At 30.6% G+C, this 16,247-nt stretch carries 17 protein-coding genes and 1 tRNA gene; 8 read left to right on the top strand and 10 right to left on the bottom strand.

What is annotated here, in order from left to right:
- Nucleotides 1–7 precede the first annotated feature (7 nt).
- A complete protein-coding gene (gene gltX, locus HM985_RS06565) occupies nt 8–1,525 on the top strand; it encodes a glutamate--tRNA ligase (protein ID WP_179375475.1) in 1,518 nt (505 codons plus the stop codon).
- Nucleotides 1,526–1,636: 111 nt separating this feature from the next.
- Nucleotides 1,637–2,569: an SPFH domain-containing protein gene (locus HM985_RS06560; RefSeq protein WP_179375474.1), complete on the top strand. Its 933-nt coding sequence runs from the start codon at nt 1,637–1,639 to the stop codon at nt 2,567–2,569.
- A 99-nt stretch (nt 2,570–2,668) separates the two neighbouring features.
- On the opposite strand, the gene HM985_RS06555 is transcribed toward HM985_RS06560, so the two are convergent.
- Nucleotides 2,669–4,678 (bottom strand): glutamine--tRNA ligase/YqeY domain fusion protein, encoded by a 2,010-nt coding sequence (locus HM985_RS06555; RefSeq protein ID WP_179375473.1) that lies wholly within the window; start codon nt 4,676–4,678, stop codon nt 2,669–2,671.
- A 137-nt stretch (nt 4,679–4,815) separates the two neighbouring features.
- Here HM985_RS06555 and HM985_RS06550 point away from each other — a divergent pair, with 137 nt between their 5' ends.
- From HM985_RS06550 to HM985_RS06540, 3 genes are all read left to right on the top strand, one after another.
- On the top strand, nt 4,816–5,016 hold the full coding sequence (locus tag HM985_RS06550) for a zinc ribbon domain-containing protein (RefSeq protein WP_179314171.1): 201 nt from the start codon (nt 4,816–4,818) through the stop codon (nt 5,014–5,016).
- A 63-nt stretch (nt 5,017–5,079) separates the two neighbouring features.
- On the top strand, nt 5,080–5,442 hold the full coding sequence (gene folB / locus HM985_RS06545; protein ID WP_179375472.1) for a dihydroneopterin aldolase: 363 nt from the start codon (nt 5,080–5,082) through the stop codon (nt 5,440–5,442).
- An 80-nt stretch (nt 5,443–5,522) separates the two neighbouring features.
- A tRNA-Cys gene (locus HM985_RS06540) sits at nt 5,523–5,593 on the top strand.
- Nucleotides 5,594–5,649: 56 nt separating this feature from the next.
- Here HM985_RS06540 and HM985_RS06535 read toward each other — a convergent pair.
- From HM985_RS06535 to HM985_RS06510, 6 genes are read right to left on the bottom strand one after another with little or no spacing between them, the layout of a single operon-like run.
- A complete protein-coding gene (locus tag HM985_RS06535) occupies nt 5,650–6,186 on the bottom strand; it encodes a GldL-related protein (RefSeq protein WP_179375471.1) in 537 nt (178 codons plus the stop codon).
- Nucleotides 6,187–6,199: 13 nt separating this feature from the next.
- Nucleotides 6,200–6,880 carry a LysE family translocator gene (locus HM985_RS06530; RefSeq protein ID WP_179375470.1) on the bottom strand — a complete coding sequence of 227 codons (681 nt, stop codon included), beginning with the start codon at nt 6,878–6,880 and terminating at the stop codon, nt 6,200–6,202.
- A 44-nt stretch (nt 6,881–6,924) separates the two neighbouring features.
- Nucleotides 6,925–7,596 carry a head GIN domain-containing protein gene (locus HM985_RS06525; protein WP_246284962.1) on the bottom strand — a complete coding sequence of 224 codons (672 nt, stop codon included), beginning with the start codon at nt 7,594–7,596 and terminating at the stop codon, nt 6,925–6,927.
- Nucleotides 7,597–7,605: 9 nt separating this feature from the next.
- Entirely contained in the window at nt 7,606–7,842 is a 237-nt protein-coding gene (locus tag HM985_RS06520) for a hypothetical protein (RefSeq protein WP_179375469.1), read from the bottom strand.
- Between the two features lies 1 nt (nt 7,843).
- The gene (locus tag HM985_RS06515) at nt 7,844–8,143 is read right to left on the bottom strand and encodes a YbjQ family protein (protein WP_179375468.1); all 300 of its coding nucleotides are present in this window, start codon (nt 8,141–8,143) and stop codon (nt 7,844–7,846) included.
- A gap of 40 nt (nt 8,144–8,183) precedes the next feature.
- Nucleotides 8,184–10,427, bottom strand: a complete 2,244-nt coding sequence (locus HM985_RS06510; RefSeq protein ID WP_179375467.1) for a ribonuclease R family protein — start codon at nt 10,425–10,427, stop codon at nt 8,184–8,186.
- A 1,052-nt stretch (nt 10,428–11,479) separates the two neighbouring features.
- Between HM985_RS06510 and rpiB the strand changes: the two genes are divergently transcribed.
- The 3 genes from rpiB to HM985_RS06495 are packed head-to-tail and all read left to right on the top strand — an operon-like array spanning nt 11,480 to nt 13,293.
- Complete coding sequence (gene rpiB / locus HM985_RS06505) at nt 11,480–11,914, top strand: ribose 5-phosphate isomerase B (RefSeq protein WP_179375466.1); 435 nt, start codon at nt 11,480–11,482, stop codon at nt 11,912–11,914.
- Nucleotides 11,915–11,938: 24 nt separating this feature from the next.
- Nucleotides 11,939–12,850 carry a cation diffusion facilitator family transporter gene (locus HM985_RS06500; protein WP_179375465.1) on the top strand — a complete coding sequence of 304 codons (912 nt, stop codon included), beginning with the start codon at nt 11,939–11,941 and terminating at the stop codon, nt 12,848–12,850.
- A complete protein-coding gene (locus HM985_RS06495) occupies nt 12,850–13,293 on the top strand; it encodes a GNAT family N-acetyltransferase (RefSeq protein WP_179375464.1) in 444 nt (147 codons plus the stop codon). Before HM985_RS06500 ends, HM985_RS06495 begins: the two co-directional genes overlap by 1 nt.
- On the opposite strand, the gene HM985_RS06490 is transcribed toward HM985_RS06495, so the two are convergent.
- The 3 genes from HM985_RS06490 to rnpA form a co-directional block, all read right to left on the bottom strand.
- Nucleotides 13,294–14,133: an OmpA family protein gene (locus tag HM985_RS06490; protein ID WP_179375463.1), complete on the bottom strand. Its 840-nt coding sequence runs from the start codon at nt 14,131–14,133 to the stop codon at nt 13,294–13,296.
- A gap of 61 nt (nt 14,134–14,194) precedes the next feature.
- Nucleotides 14,195–15,829 carry a S41 family peptidase gene (locus HM985_RS06485; protein WP_179375462.1) on the bottom strand — a complete coding sequence of 545 codons (1,635 nt, stop codon included), beginning with the start codon at nt 15,827–15,829 and terminating at the stop codon, nt 14,195–14,197.
- On the bottom strand, nt 15,826–16,236 hold the full coding sequence (rnpA, locus tag HM985_RS06480; RefSeq protein ID WP_179375461.1) for a ribonuclease P protein component: 411 nt from the start codon (nt 16,234–16,236) through the stop codon (nt 15,826–15,828). Before rnpA ends, HM985_RS06485 begins: the two co-directional genes overlap by 4 nt.
- Nucleotides 16,237–16,247: the final 11 nt, after the last annotated feature.

Genomic DNA, 16,247 nt, shown 5'->3' with positions numbered 1-16,247 from the left:
TTCTGTTATGTCTCAAAAAGTACGAGTGCGTTTTGCACCAAGTCCTACAGGACCTTTACATATTGGTGGTGTGAGAACCGCTTTATTCAACTATTTATTTGCCAAAAAACATGGTGGTGATTTTGTTCTTAGAATTGAAGATACCGATCAAAACCGTTTTGTTGAAGGCGCAGAAGAATACATTATAAAATCTTTAGATTGGTGTGGAATGCCTTTTGATGAAGGTCCAGGAAAGAATGAAAAATTTGGTCCTTACAGACAAAGTGAACGTAAGCATTTATATAGACAATATGCTGACGATTTAATAGCTAGCGGAAATGCTTATTACGCTTTTGATACTGCAGAACAATTAGATGCAGAAAGAAAAGCACACGAAGCTGAAGGAAAAACATTTATCTACAACTGGCATAACCGTGAAAAAGGACACTTAATTAATTCTTTGGTATTAACACCTGAAGAAACACAAGCTAAGATTGAAGCTGGTGATGATTATGTAATTCGTTTTAAATCGCCACAAGACGAAAATTTAATTCTAAAAGATATTATTAGAGGAACAATTAAAATTGATACTAATATTTTAGATGATAAGGTTTTGTTTAAAAGTGACGGGATGCCAACCTATCACCTAGCGAATATTGTGGATGACCATTTAATGGAAATTACACATGTTATCCGTGGTGAAGAATGGTTACCATCTTTAGCCTTACACAAATTATTATATGATGCTTTTGGTTGGGATGCACCAGAATTTGCACATTTACCATTAATTTTAAAACCAACAGGAAAAGGAAAATTAAGCAAGCGTGATGGTGATAAATTAGGTTTCCCTGTATTTCCATTAGAATATACTGCACCAGACGGAACGGTTTCTAGAGGCTATAAAGAAGATGGTTATTTCCCGGAAGCTGTGGTTAATTTCTTAGCCTTCTTAGGATGGAATCCAGGAACAGAACAAGAAATTTTTAGCTTAGAACAATTAGTTTCTGATTTTGAATTAGAAAAAGTACATAAAGCAGGTGCACGTTTTGATCCGGATAAAACCAAATGGTTTAATCACCATTACATGCAACAACAATTAGATTTACATTTAGCAGAACAGTTTAAAACCATGCAACCAGAATTGGCTGAAATGGATGTGAATTACATTGCTTTAGCAGTAGGTTTAATTAAAGAACGTGCCACTTTTGTAAGTGATTTTTGGAACTTAAGTCATTTTTTCTTTACAACACCAACTTCTTTTGATGAAAAAGCTTCTAAAAAAGCCTTAAAAGAAGGAACTGAAGACGTATTAAATAAAGTTATTGAACTTGTTAATAACACAGAAGATTTTACAGTTGAAAACCTACAAACTAACATTAAAGGTTGGATTACAGATAATGAAATCGGATTTGGAAAAGTAATGATGCCTTTAAGATTAGCACTTGTTGGCGCTTTACAAGGTCCTGATGTTTTTGATATTATGTATATGATTGGGAAAGCTGAAACGGTAAAACGCATTGAAAATTTAATAAAAAGTATCTCATAGAACGGTTTTAATAAGATGTAATCCTTATTGATTTACAGATTGATAAGGATTACTAAAAAACCAACTTTACATTTTGTATATTGTAGTATTAATTTTAAATAAAATCATGTTATGGGTAACTTTATATTAGTACCACTTTTATTAATTGCATTATTTGTATTGTTTTCATCATTCTTTGTGGTTAAACAACAAACGGCTGCCATTATAGAACGCTTTGGTAAATTTAACAGTATTAGACATTCTGGATTACAGCTTAAAATTCCATTTGTAGATAAAATTGCAGGAAAATTAAGTTTAAAGATTCAACAATTAGATGTTATTATTGAGACTAAAACTTTAGATGATGTTTTTGTAAAACTAAAAGTTTCTGTACAATACAAAGTAGTAACAGAAAGTGTTTATGATGCGTTTTATAAGTTAGATTATCCACATGATCAAATTACTTCTTATGTATTTGATGTGGTGCGTGCTGAAGTACCAAAAATGAAATTAGATGATGTTTTTGTAAAGAAAGATGATATTGCATTAGCTGTAAAAGCAGAATTAAATGATGCTATGATGGACTACGGATTTGATATTATTAGAACTTTAGTGACTGATATTGATCCAGATCCACAGGTAAAAATAGCAATGAACCGTATTAATGCGGCAGATAGAGAAAAAACAGCTGCGCAATATGAAGGAGACGCACAGCGTATCTTAATAGTAGAAAAAGCCAAAGCAGAAGCAGAAAGCAAACGTTTACAAGGACAAGGTATTGCAGACCAACGTCGCGAAATTGCACGTGGTTTAGAAGAGTCTGTAGATGTTTTAAATAGAGTTGGTATCAATTCTCAAGAAGCATCAGCTTTAATCGTTGTAACGCAACATTATGATACTTTACAAGCTATAGGACAAGAAACCAATAGTAATTTAATTCTTTTACCAAATTCACCACAAGCAGGAAGCCAAATGCTAAATGATATGGTAGCTAGTTTTACAGCAAGTAACCAAATTGGTGAAGCCATGAAAAACAAAAAAAAGCTAGATGAAGCAAATGATTAATTGCTAAATATGTATAGCAACAATTGTTAATTTGTATTTATAAAAAAACCTCATAACTAATAATTATGAGGTTTTTTTATAAATTATAATTCGTGTAGATTACACATCTAAAGCCTCAGCAACCAAGACTTCATTTTTATCTTCTTTAGCTTTCTCTATAAACTCATTAATAGCTTCATTTCTTTCTAAGCCATTTTTAAGCAATACTTTTAACGCAATTAAAGTTGCGATACGAGTACCTGCTTTTTTTACAGCAGTACCAAATAAAGGCTCTAAATCATCGTAAGCAACATCATTGGCTAACGTTTGTATCTCTACTTTAGACTTTGCTTGTTTTTCTTCAGGTAAATTAGTGTATTTTTTACCCAATTGCTGAATAACACTTAAAGCAGGACGTTTTTGTTGTTGCTGTTGCGGCTTATTTTGAGTCTGATTATTTTGAGGTTTTGGTTTTATTTTTTCCCAACTATCTCTTAAGCCTACCGTTTTATTAAAAACTAATTTTTCGGCTTTAGAATCATTATCTACGTTGAAATATCCTAGACGTTGAAATTGAAACTGCTCTCCTACTTTAACATCTGCTAAACTTGGTTCTAAATAAGCCGTTTTTACAGTTAAAGATTTCGGATTTAAAAGTTCCATAAAATCTTTGTCTTTATCACTATCTGGCGACTCGTGCATAAACAAACGATCATATTCTCTAATTTCAGCTTCAATAGCATGTTTTATAGAAACCCAATGTAAAGTTCCTTTTACTTTTTTAGAGGTATCCTCGTCGTATGTACAATGAATTTCAGTAATCTCACCATTTTCATCTTTAACTACGCTATTCGCTTTAATGATGTAAGCATTTTTTAATCTTACTTCACCACCAAGTTTTAATCTAAAATATTTACTTCCAGCTTCTTCTTTAAAATCATCTTTTTCAATATAAATTTCTCTTGAAAAAGGTACTTTTCTAAATCCGGCAGCAGCATCTTCCTGATTATTTTCAGCGTCTAACCATTCCTCTTTATCTTCAGGATAATTAGTAATTACAACTTTTATAGGATCTAAAACAGCCATCACACGATTGGCAGATTTGTTTAAATCTTCACGAATACAGAATTCTAATAAAGAAACATCTATTACATTTTCGCGCTTAGCAACACCTACTTTTTTTATAAACTGACGGATAGAATTTGGTGTATAACCACGACGACGTAAACCTGAAATGGTTGGCATACGCGGATCATCCCAACCCGAAACAAATTTATCTTCAACTAAACGCAATAATTTACGTTTACTCATTATGGTATAACTCAAGTTTAAACGTGCAAATTCTCGTTGTTTTGGCATCATAGGAAATTCATCTTTTGCATAAGCATGAACATTTTCCTTAAACCAATCATAAAGATCTCTGTGTGGTTTAAATTCTAAAGAACATAATGAATGTGAAATTTGTTCTATATAATCACTTTCGCCATGCGTCCAATCGTACATTGGGTATATACACCAATCATTTCCTGTTCTGTGGTGATGCTCAAACATAATACGATACATCATAGGATCTCGCATTAACATATTTGGACTTTCCATGTCAATTTTAGCACGAAGAATATGTGTACCAGCAGGAAATTCGCCAGCTTTCATACGTGTAAATAAATCTAAATTTTCTTCAATACTACGATCTCTATACGGACTATTTTTACCCACTTGCGTAGGTGTTCCTTTTTGTTCGGCTATTGCTTCAGAAGTTTGGCTGTCTACATAAGCCTTACCATCTTTTATCATTTGAATAGCCCAATCGTATAACTTCTGAAAATAATCTGAAGAATACAGTTCATTTTCCCATTGATAACCTAACCAAGCAATGTCTTTTTTAATAGCATCTACGTACTCTTGTTCTTCTTTTGAAGGGTTAGTATCGTCGAATCTTAAATTTACAGGTGCATTATACGTTTCCCCTAATCCAAAACTAATACCAATGGCTTTGGTATGACCAATGTGTAAATAACCATTAGGTTCTGGTGGAAAACGGAATCGAAGTTTGTCTTTTGCTAAACCGCTAGCTAAATCTTCTTCTATAATATGCTCAATAAAATTGAGGGCTTTTGTTTCTTCTGACATGTCTTGGGTATTAAGAAATAGAGATTATATAATAATACAATATCCTAGTTCTATAAATCGATTGTAAAATTAAACAAAATGTAACATTTATGCACTTTTTTATACTCATAGTATGAAACAATAAATTTAAATATATTATGAATTACAAATGTCCCAAATGCGATAATACAACTTATGAAACAGGTGAAATGAGAGCTACAGGTGGTACTTTTTCTAAAATATTTGATGTACAGAATAAGAAATTTACATCCGTTACTTGCAAAAGATGTAGTTATACAGAGTTCTATAAAACCAAAACTAGTGCCTTGAGTAATATATTTGATTTGTTTACTAATTAATAAAACTGAATTAAAATACGATAAGAAATTCCTTATAATTCAACTTAATATTACTTTTGTAACATGGGAATGATAAAAGTAGAAAATATAAGAGTCTTCGCTAACCATGGTTGCTTAAAAGAAGAAACCGCAATTGGTAGTGATTATAGAGTAGATATTGAAGTTAAAGCTAATTTACAAACTTCGGCAGGATCTGATGAATTAAGTGATACTGTAGATTATGTTTTACTAAATAAAATTGTAAGAGAAGAAATGGCTATTCCTTCTAAGCTTTTAGAGACGGTTGCTAAACGTATTTTGAACCGTGTTTTTGTTGAAGAGTCTTTAATTACGAAGGCCTTAGTAACGGTAAGTAAAATAAACCCTCCGATAGGTGGTGATGTTGAGATGGTTACCATAAAAATGAGTCAAAAGCGAAAAAAGTAAACCTAATTAGGGGTTAACGTTAATAATTTTTATATTTGCGCTCTCAATAAATAATTGAGAATCCTATTTACAAAATATAGGGTGTCGTGGCCGAGTGGCTAGGCAGTGGTCTGCAACACCATCTACAGCGGTTCGAATCCGCTCGACACCTCAAAAAGCCTCTAAGTTTTCTTAGAGGCTTTTTTTATGTTTAATTTTTTTTAGAAATTATTCTTTATCTAACTGGCTTCTATCTATTAAAAAGTAATCTAGAAATAATAAGATATTAAGACTCAGAATTCCTAAAACAAACAGTAAAGATCCATAAGGCCAATGTTGAATTTTAAATAGCAGACCGAAAAAGACCATAAAAGCAGTTAATGCTATTAAAATTTTATAGCATACTTTTAGAAATCTATTCTTCGTAAATTTTCTATTTTTAATATAAACTGGTCCTTCAATAATAAACCAATAAATAAAAAGAATTAATAAGAGAATTTCAAAAAGATAAGGCACATAAAAAATATGGAAAGCACCAACCAGATAGTTAAAAACCCAAACTAAGACTAAAGCTAATTTTACATAGTCTAATAAAAATTTCTTCTTTTTTTTAATAAAACGAATAGTGTATAATATAGCTAATGAAACAGCACCTATCAACATTAAATTATTAGCAAAAGGCCAATGCATAATTTTAAATAATGCTCCGAAAATTAAAACGATAACTGAAAGACGTAGAGGAAAAGTTAATATTTTAGTTTTCATACAAATAGAATAACTATATAGAATTAACTGATTCAATCTGTTCTATTCCTTTTTCATATAAATCAGGAAATAAACCTTGACTTAATAATATAATACCAAAGATAAGAATAACTATAGCAACTATCTTTTTAGTCTTAAAGATACGACGTGGTGTTAATTTATTTTTTAGTCTTTTAGCAGCCGCTATTTTAACAAGGTCTGTTAGAAAATAAGATACAATCATTGTGGTAATAAAGACTGTTACACCGTTCTCTGAAGTTGTAATAGACGTTCCAATAACAATGAAACCTAACCAACCTAATAGCACACCTATATTAATAAAATTGAGTAAGAATCCTTTTATAAAAAGCATTCCGTAATTCTTTTTAGGTAACTCTATTCTATGGTGTTCTCTAACAATACTTCTAAAAGATTTAGATGTTTTAATAAAGCTAATAAGTCCATAAATGAGTAATAAAGCACCACCAAAAACTAAGAGTTTTGGATCGTCTTTAATTTTATCTAACAGAGAGTCAGTACTTAAGAATATAACAAAAATAAAAACAATATCTGCTAAAATAACGCCTATATCAAAAATAATAGCGCTAGTAAATCCCTTAGTTGCACTCGTTTCTAATAGTACAAAGAAAACAGGTCCAATTGTAAAGGCTAAAATTATTCCGAAGGGAATTGCTGCTAAGATATCGTCTAACATGTAAAAACTTACGATTTTAACAAAGGTAAGAAACTCAAAGGAAACTACATGCGTTTAATTGTACCACCAAGTATGGTGCTTTCATTAAGCTCTTTCGGTTTTCCATAAATATATACACTTCCACCGGCTTTAACTTTTGCATCAACAAATTCTGTAGCATGTATAAAAGCTTCACCACCAGCGTTAATACTGACCTTAGATTTTTCAGTGATAAATTCCTCTGCATTAAATTCGCCGCCAGTATATATAGAAATATCTTGATTTTTAGAACTACCAGATACATTAATAATTCCGCCAGTTACAGCTTTAAAATTAGCATACGTCGTTTCTACAACTGCCGTAATCTCTGCACCTTCTTGAGTTCTTAAATCAATTTCGTATTGTTTAATAGGTTCTTTTACAGTGACTAAAGCACCTTCATTTGCATCTATTACATCTACAGAAATAAAATAAAGAAGCACAACAGTATCGTTACCATCGTAGCTTTCCTTAATATTCATCCTAATCTTTAGCTTTCCGTTGTTATTAACAACTTCTACATTTTTTTTATTATCTCCCGAAATGACTACTTTATTTTCGTTAGAAGCTATCATTTTGAGATTAATTAAATCGAATACCTTAACGGTAGAAAATTCACCTAATTCTTTTTCAATAGTTTCTTGAGCGTTACAAAATAAAGTACCCATTAAAAAAATTACTACTACTATATTTTTCATATGATTGACTTATTTTATGGTAAATACCTTTTTACTAAAGTACCATTTTAACTGTATTTCTTCACCAGAACGTTTTTTAACAATACGCCTTTGAGGTGTTAAAATGATCGTTATTATAGCAGAACAAACTGCTAAAACCAACTGATTAATATCTACAAAGATAGCTTGAAGACTAAATCTTACAATTCCATAAATAACGGCAAATATTAAAAAAACGTATAAACCTGCTTTTGTACTTGTTTTCATTTTAAAGAATAACTTTTACAGCGGTTCCTGTTACAGAAACCATGGCATAATTACTTGCCGTTAATTCTATTTCAACTTTTATACCAACTACAGCATTGGCATGCAATTTTGCTGCGTGTGCTTTTAAAGTTTGAAATGCTTCTTCTTTTACATCTTCAATACTTGTCTGTACTTTTGAATAATATTTAGACATACTAAAACCCATAGCAATAGATTCTTTATTAATTGCAACACCAGTTACAATGCCTAAATAATTAACTATATTATGACCTTCAATAGAATTAGTCGTGGTAAGAATCATTCTTAAATATTTATTTTTTTTTTAACGTAACAAAATGATTTTAAACTTCTGCTTCTGGTTTTCCAACCATATAGAAATCTAAATGCTTTTTAACTAAATCTGCATTCTTCACTTTTACAATAACTTCATCACCTAACTGATACATAGTATCGGTTTTGCTACCAACCATTGCATATTGATCTTGATCAAATTGGTAATGATCATCTTTCATATCTCTAACACTCACCATACCTTCACATTTATTCGAAATGATTTCGATATAAATTCCCCAGTCGGTAACACCAGAAATAACACCCAAAAATTCTTCGTTTTCATGATCTTGCATAAAACGAATTTGCATGTATTTAATAGAATCTCGCTCAGCTTTAGTTGCTAAATATTCCATATCACTAGAGTGTTTACACTTCTCTTCGTAAATATCTTCGTTAGCCGATTTTTCACCATCTAAATATTGTTGTAATAAACGATGTGCCATAACATCTGGATAACGACGAATTGGTGACGTAAAGTGACTGTAATACTCAAATGCTAAGCCATAATGACCAATGTTTTTTGTAGTATACTCTGCTTTAGACATGGTACGAATAGTTAATGTATCAACTAAGTTTTGTTCTTTTTTACCAACAACATCTTTTAGTAAATTATTTAAAGATGATGCAATACTGCCTTTATCTTTAAAATCTAACTTATGTCCAAAACGCGCTACAACCGTTTTAAGTTGTGCTAATTTTTCTTGTTTTGGCTCATCATGCACACGATATACAAAGGTTTTCTTTTGTTTTCCAACAAACTCAGATACTTTTCTGTTGGCTAATAACATGAATTCTTCAATCATTTTATTGGCATCTTTGCTGGTCTTAAAGAAAACGCCAACCGGATTTGCTTCTTGGTCTAAATCGAACTTTACTTCAACTTTATCAAAAGAAATAGCACCATCTCGCATACGTGCATTTCGCATTTTACGAGCCAATTGATTCATTTTTATGGTTGCTTGTGCAACGTCTACTGAAGTTTGATATTCATTTCCTGTTAAAGATACTTCTACAGGAATTGTTGTATCAATTTTTTCTTTATGCTTTAAAACTTCAACTTCATTAATAGCTGCATTATTTTCAATAATAGCCTGTGCTTCTTCATATGCAAATCGTGCATCAGAATAGGTTACTGTTCTACCAAACCATTCATTTTTAATTTCACATTTATCATTCATTTGAAACACTGCTGAAAATGTGTACTTTTCTTCGTGTGGACGTAATGAACATGCACCGTTAGATAAAACTTCAGGTAACATAGGTACTACACGATCTACTAAATAAATAGACGTTGCACGCTCATAAGCTTCATCATCTAAAACGGTTCCTGGTTGCAAATAGTGAGAAACATCTGCAATATGGATTCCGATCTCATATAAGCCATTATCTAGAACCTTAAAGGATAGTGCATCATCAAAATCTTTCGCATCCTTAGGATCTATGGTAAAGGTTAAATCTTTACGCATATCGCGACGTTTTGCAATTTCTTCTGGTTTAATTTCTAAATCAATAGTATTAGCATAGTCTTCCACTTCTTTAGGAAACTCTAATGGTAAACCATATTCTGCTAAAATTGAATGAATTTCGGTACTGTGTTCTCCTGGTTTACCTAAAACTTGAATTACTTTACCGTTTGGAGAATCTGCTTTATCTGGCCATTCTTCTAAAGTTACTAGTACTTTATCACCATCTTCTGCTTTGTTTATTTTGTTAATAGGTACAAAAATATCAGTGTACATTTTGTTACTATCTACAACAACAAAGGCAAATCCTTTTTTATCATGAATTTGAATGGTACCAACATATTCCGTTTTAGCACGCTTAATAATGTTAGTAATTTCTCCTTCTTGTTTACCTCTATGTTTTCTCTTGTAGGCGTAAAATTCTACTTCATCGCCGTGTAAAGCTTTATTAATATTATTTGAAGCTATAAATATATCGTCCTCAAAATCGTCTGAAATAATATAACCGTTTCCTTTTGAGGCAACATCTAAAATACCTTTATGATATTCATTATTTGCAACGGATTTAAATTTACCACGATCTACTTCTTCAATCTCTTTTTTTGCTTTAAGTTGTTGAAGTTTTTTTATAATCTGATTGCGACTACTAGCGTCATTAACACCTAACTTAGATGCAATTTGTTTATAGTTAAAAGTTGAATTTTTATCTTTTTTTAAAATACTAAGAATTGTATTTGTAAGGTTGGAAATCTTATTATGTGAAGGTTTCCTTGATCTCTTTTTTGTCATTTAATTTGTAATCTTATTCGTTTCCTAAAAAGTGTTAGGAATTCTTAATTTAAACCCAATATAAGTAGAAGAGAGGATACTGAGTTTATTACAAAGTTAAGATATTAAAATTAAATAGTGTTTAGTTAAGGTTAAATAAATGAAAAATCCCATCAGCTACATCTAAAAATCATTGAATTAAAGTTTAACCAAGCAACGCAAATAAGGATAATCTAAAAAAAATAAAACCCTTAAATTACTATTAGAAGCCCTATTTAAAATATTAATTGCAGCAGAAGTACACGTCTTTAATATTCAATTTAAGTATATCATTTTTGTATTTTATTATAGACAACTGTGCAATAACAAGTTATATATTAATGCACATTTAAAACTATATCATATAGTATTATATACACCTGTATAATACTTCAATCCTTTTGTACGGCTCGTATTAGAGCCTAAACAACGGAATCTACTTGAAGGTTTACTAATGTTCAATTTCTAAAAAAAAGATGTTATTAACATATATATACATATAATCAGTTTTTCTTTTAAAATTTAAAAAAATAATAGTGGTTATTATAGTATGTTAATAGTGGCTATAACTTTTTGAAGTTTTATTTTGATTCTTCGTAGTTTACATTTTACAACATTTTAGTTAACATTAAATTTACATCTAAACACTTCATTTTTAAGCTAAATTAAAAAACTATTAACAACTGTTAATAACGAATGTTAATAGAATTGAATGATATGTATTTTGTAAAATACTGTTCATTTCCTCTATTTTTAGTTTGATAACTTATTTTAAAAAAAGTACTAACTAATTAGGTTTTTAACTTCCTATTTTGGTTTGGAAAAATAACTGGATAATCCTAATTTTTGTTTTCAATACTTGTGAACAGATATTAACAATTATAGATCATTTTATTTAGAGTTATGAACAATGTTAATTACGCTTGTTAGAAAACCGCATTTACAAACTTAAAACTTATGCATAAGTAAGCCTCTATAAGTTATGCATACTTGTAAGCAATTATTAACTTTGAGGTCTAATAAAAAAACATAACATGACAATAGCAATAGGAAACGATCACGCAGGTCCAGATTATAAATTTGCAATCGTAAAACATTTAGAAGCAAAAGGACATACTATTATTAATTATGGTACTGATACATTAGATAGTGTAGATTATCCAGACTTTGTACATCCTGTTGCAAAAGATGTTGAAGCTAACAAAGTAGATTTTGGTATCCTTATATGTGGTAGTGCAAATGGGGTTGCAATGACCGCTAATAAATACCAACATGTAAGAGCTGGAGTTTGTTGGACTAACGAAATTACTGAGTTAACACGTTTACATAATAACGCTAATATTATTTGTGTACCAGCGCGTTTTACTTCAATTCCTCAAGCCATTAAAATGGTAGATACTTTTTTAGAAACTAAATTTGAGGGCGGCCGTCATCAAAATAGAGTTGATAAAATTCCATTGTCATGTTAAAAAGTAGTAAAAATTGATATTAAAATGAGCCATTCGCATCAGCATTCTCATAGTCCAAAAGATTTAAGAGGGCAAAAGCTCTTATTATCAATATTTCTTAATGTAATTATTACCGTAGCTCAAGTTATTGGTGGTTTACTGTCTGGAAGTTTATCATTATTAAGTGATGCTTTGCATAATTTTAGCGATGTACTTTCGCTAATAGTAAGTTATGTAGCTTCTAAATTATCGAAACAAAAAGCTTCAATCAATAGAACGTTTGGATTTAAGCGAGCCGAAATTTTAGCGGCTTTCATTAATGCGTGTACTTTAATAATTGTAGCTGTTTTATTGATAATAGAAGCTGTAAAACGTTTTAAAGATCCGCAAGAGGTAGAGTCTAGTTTGGTAATTTGGCTTTCTATTATTGCTATAATAGGAAATGGTTTAAGTGTTTTAATCTTAAAAAAAGATTCTAAGAATAACATAAATATGCGTTCTGCTTATCTGCATTTATTTACAGATATGTTAGCAAGTGTTGCGGTGTTAATAGGTGGCTTATTAATGAAATACTATCAATTATTTTGGGTAGATAGTTTATTAACGTTATTAATTGCCTTGTATTTAATTTGGGTAGGAACCGATCTATTAAAAGTATCTACTAAAATGTTGATGTTATTTACACCAGATACCATTAATATAAAAGACGTTGTAAGAGCTGTAAATAAGCTACCAAAAGTAAGTAAGTTACACCATGTACATATTTGGAATTTAAGTGATGACGAATTGCATTTAGAAGCCCATTTAGATTTAAAAGAAGATATTTCTACAACAGCATTTAATAAGCTGCTTTTAGAGATAGAAACAGTGTTACACCATAAGTTTAACATCAATCATGTTACCATTCAACCCGAGTTTAATAAGGAAGACCCTAAAGAAGTAATTGTACAAGACTAATGTTAAAAATTGAAATAAAAACTTTTACAGAATTATCTACTCAAGAACTTTATAAACTTCTTCAATTGAGAAGTGAAGTCTTTGTTGTTGAGCAAGATTGTGTATATCAGGATATCGATGGAAAGGATCAAAAAGCACTTCATATTTTAGGTTATAAAGACGAAAAATTAGTGGCTTATACCCGTATTTTTGAAGCAGGTTATTATTTTGAAGAAACTAGTATAGGAAGAGTTTTAGTACGGTTTAACGAACGAAAGTTTAAATATGGCTATACTATTATGGAAGCTTCCATTGCTGCTATAAAAACACGTTATAATGAAACTAATATCAGAATTTCAGCACAATCTTACCTAAAAAAGTTCTATAATAATTTAGGTTTTAACGAGGTTGGAGCGGAATATCTCGAAGATGGTATTCCACATATTAATATGATTAAATCTTAATTATTTCTTCTCGTAAATACGCGTCACTAAAATTTCAACACGTCTATCTAATTGTGGTTCACCTCCGAGTGGTTGTTTTCTGCGCATACCTGCAAATTTCATTCGGTAATGCTTAACCCCTTTATCTACCAAATAATCGTAGATATATTTTGCTCTGGCAACAGAAAGATTACGTTTTTTAGTCTTACGGTCAATAGCATCTCTTTCTCCTTGTGTGCAACATACATGACCTTCAATAGTAAAATATACATTGGTACGTTCTACTAAAACCTCAGCAATTCTATCAAGGACTACTTTAGAATCTTTGGTTAAGTAACTATAACCGGTTCTAAACAATAAGTTATCTAAAAGAATTTTATCACCTTCTTTTAATTCACCTTTAAGTAAATCTTCGGCTTCTTTAGGTTTAGGTTCTTCTACGACTTCTGGTTTTGGTGGGTAAACAGGTGTTACAATAATTTCTACCTTACGGTTTAGACCTCTAATTTTATTAAGATTGTCTTCTTTAATAATGTTAACTAAGATTTTACCTTTACCATCTACATTGGTAATTCTAGATTCGTCAAATTCATTATTAGAAAAAACTTCTTTTATAGCATCTGCCCTATTTTGCGATAAAACTAAGTTGTAATTATCGCTTCCTCTATCATCTGTAAAACCATATATTGTAATTTTTTCGATATCTACTTCTTCAATTATAGATAGAAATAGTAATAGTCTGCTGTGTTCAGTTTCGGGAATATCGTGTTGATCAGTTTCGAAATAGACTTCGTGTTTCAATTCCTTTTGAGCAAAAGAAAGTTGAAAACAAAAGCATAAAAGGATAATTAGGGGTTTCATTTATTATAATTTTCGTGCGTACAGAAAATGTTAATGACGCTAAATATAAAAAAATTAAGCACTATCTCAAAATACTAGCGTACTGTGTAGGATTATTTAAAATACTTAAAGCTTTTTTAATTTCTAAATTGTTAGCGGTGTAATACATATATAAACCTTCACTGTAAAAGTAGCGTTTAATAATTTCGTCTGTCAGTAATCCGTTTAATTGTGTTTTATTGATATCTATAGCATTAGATTTATAAGATTGTAATGTTTTGGCTAAATCATTATAATCAGATTCTATAACACTTTCAAGCGCTTCTTCTTTAGCTACTAAAATAGCATTGTGTAATGCTTTTTCAGTTTTAGTCTCAAAATTAAAATCACTTTTTTTAATGTAATTTTTAAAATTTTTAAAATCTGAATCTGAAAGTTTAAAGTTTTTTAACTCCTCGACTTTGTGATCGTAATAATATTCGGTTGCAAAATCGAATATTAAATTTTCGTTAGAAATAGCTTTGGTAATTGGTGTATGTTTAGCAAACTCTACTTCAACATCAGGTTCTACTCCACCTCCATCAAAAACGTTACGGCCATTTTTAGTTTTAAAGGCATTATAGTTTTCTTGTTTTGTTCTGGTTGCTTTTCCATTTTCATCACGGTTCCAATAATCTAATGCTTGAATACAACGTCCGGATGGTGTGTAATATCTCGAAATTGTTATCTTCATTTGTGTCCCATAAGTTAAGGCCTTAGGACGTTGAACTAAACCCTTACCGAAACTACGAGTACCAACAACAACAGCACGATCCATATCTTGTAAAGCACCTGAAACAATTTCACTTGCAGAGGCACTTTTACCATCTATTAAAATGACTAATGGAATTTGAGTATCTATAGGTTCGTGTTGCGTATAATAGGTCTTATTGTACTTCTTAACCTTAGATTTTGTAGTGACTACCAATTGATCTTTTGGTACAAAAATATTAGTGACGTTAACAGCTTCGTTTAGTAAACCTCCTGGGTTTCCTCTTAAATCTAAAATCAATTTTGTAGCTCCTTGATTTTTTAAAGCTTTTATAGCGCTTATGGTTTCAGCAGAGGCTTTGTTATTAAATTTTCTTAGTACAACGTAACCTGTTTTATCATCAATCATAGAATAATGAGGTACGGCTTTTATTTCTAAAGATTCTCTAATAATATTTACCGTTGTAGATTTTCCTTGTCTTTTGTAGGTTACTGAAACTTCTGTACCGGCAGCACCTTGTAATAAATTTGCAGCATCGTCTTTAAAATCTGATACAGTAACTTTATCAACCTTTATAATTTCATCTCCAGCTTTAAGTCCGGCTTTATCAGCGGCATAACCTTTGTAAGGCTCTACAACAACTAATTTATCATGTAGGGTAAGTATTTTTGCTCCAATACCTGTATAATCTCCTGCATTATTAATTCTAGAGGCTTCTACGTCTTGTTCGTTATAAAATTGAGTATATGGATCTAAATCTTCTAACATGCTCTTAATAGCCGTATCCATTAAGTCTCCAGGGTTGGTATCATCAACATAATTCATGTTAATTTCCTTAAAAAGTGTCGTGAAAATTTCGATTTGTTTCGCTATTTCGAAAAAGTCATTTTTAAAAGCTGTGCTCCCTAAAAATATAAGTGCAGCTACGACGGGAATTATTATTATTCTATAAAGATTTTTTTTCATGTTTCAGAAGTATTAGACTCCGATTTTTCAACCAAAGGCTCATTTTGAACTAAGAATTTTTTAAACAAAGTATTGATGTTCTTATTTAATTTATCAAAAGTAGTACCATCTTTACTGAGGTACAGAATCATAAACGCATAAGAATTAGAACTATTGTTAAAATATAGCGGTTTGTTAAGTCGGTATACTTCACGTAATAATCGTTTTATTTGGTTTCTAGAAACGGCTGTTTTATGTAAACGTTTGCTTACAGAAACACCTGTTTTTAATTGAGAACCATCTTCAAATTCTGTTTTAATATATATAAGTTTTAATGGATAAGCTGTAACAGCCTTGCCATTAGTAAATAGCGCTTCAATAAGCTTTTTACTTTTAAGTTTATCTTTTTGCGAGTATTTAAAAGACATTTTAAGAAATT

The organism is Winogradskyella wichelsiae, from assembly GCF_013403925.1.
Classification (GTDB): Bacteria; Bacteroidota; Bacteroidia; order Flavobacteriales; family Flavobacteriaceae; genus Winogradskyella; species Winogradskyella wichelsiae.
The sequence above is the reverse complement of the archived record's forward strand: the minus strand, read 5'-3'. Positions and strand labels throughout refer to the sequence as shown.

Coding starts and splice junctions, on each gene's coding strand:
- gltX (WP_179375475.1), top strand. CDS start 8: ATGTCTCAAAAAGTACGAGTGCGTTTTGCACCAAGTCCTACAGGACCT.
- HM985_RS06560 (WP_179375474.1), top strand. CDS start 1,637: ATGGGTAACTTTATATTAGTACCACTTTTATTAATTGCATTATTTGTA.
- HM985_RS06555 (WP_179375473.1), bottom strand. CDS start 4,678: ATGTCAGAAGAAACAAAAGCCCTCAATTTTATTGAGCATATTATAGAA.
- HM985_RS06550 (WP_179314171.1), top strand. CDS start 4,816: ATGAATTACAAATGTCCCAAATGCGATAATACAACTTATGAAACAGGT.
- folB (WP_179375472.1), top strand. CDS start 5,080: ATGGGAATGATAAAAGTAGAAAATATAAGAGTCTTCGCTAACCATGGT.
- HM985_RS06535 (WP_179375471.1), bottom strand. CDS start 6,186: ATGAAAACTAAAATATTAACTTTTCCTCTACGTCTTTCAGTTATCGTT.
- HM985_RS06530 (WP_179375470.1), bottom strand. CDS start 6,880: ATGTTAGACGATATCTTAGCAGCAATTCCCTTCGGAATAATTTTAGCC.
- HM985_RS06525 (WP_246284962.1), bottom strand. CDS start 7,596: ATGAAAAATATAGTAGTAGTAATTTTTTTAATGGGTACTTTATTTTGT.
- HM985_RS06520 (WP_179375469.1), bottom strand. CDS start 7,842: ATGAAAACAAGTACAAAAGCAGGTTTATACGTTTTTTTAATATTTGCC.
- HM985_RS06515 (WP_179375468.1), bottom strand. CDS start 8,143: ATGATTCTTACCACGACTAATTCTATTGAAGGTCATAATATAGTTAAT.
- HM985_RS06510 (WP_179375467.1), bottom strand. CDS start 10,427: ATGACAAAAAAGAGATCAAGGAAACCTTCACATAATAAGATTTCCAAC.
- rpiB (WP_179375466.1), top strand. CDS start 11,480: ATGACAATAGCAATAGGAAACGATCACGCAGGTCCAGATTATAAATTT.
- HM985_RS06500 (WP_179375465.1), top strand. CDS start 11,939: ATGAGCCATTCGCATCAGCATTCTCATAGTCCAAAAGATTTAAGAGGG.
- HM985_RS06495 (WP_179375464.1), top strand. CDS start 12,850: ATGTTAAAAATTGAAATAAAAACTTTTACAGAATTATCTACTCAAGAA.
- HM985_RS06490 (WP_179375463.1), bottom strand. CDS start 14,133: ATGAAACCCCTAATTATCCTTTTATGCTTTTGTTTTCAACTTTCTTTT.
- HM985_RS06485 (WP_179375462.1), bottom strand. CDS start 15,829: ATGAAAAAAAATCTTTATAGAATAATAATAATTCCCGTCGTAGCTGCA.
- rnpA (WP_179375461.1), bottom strand. CDS start 16,236: ATGTCTTTTAAATACTCGCAAAAAGATAAACTTAAAAGTAAAAAGCTT.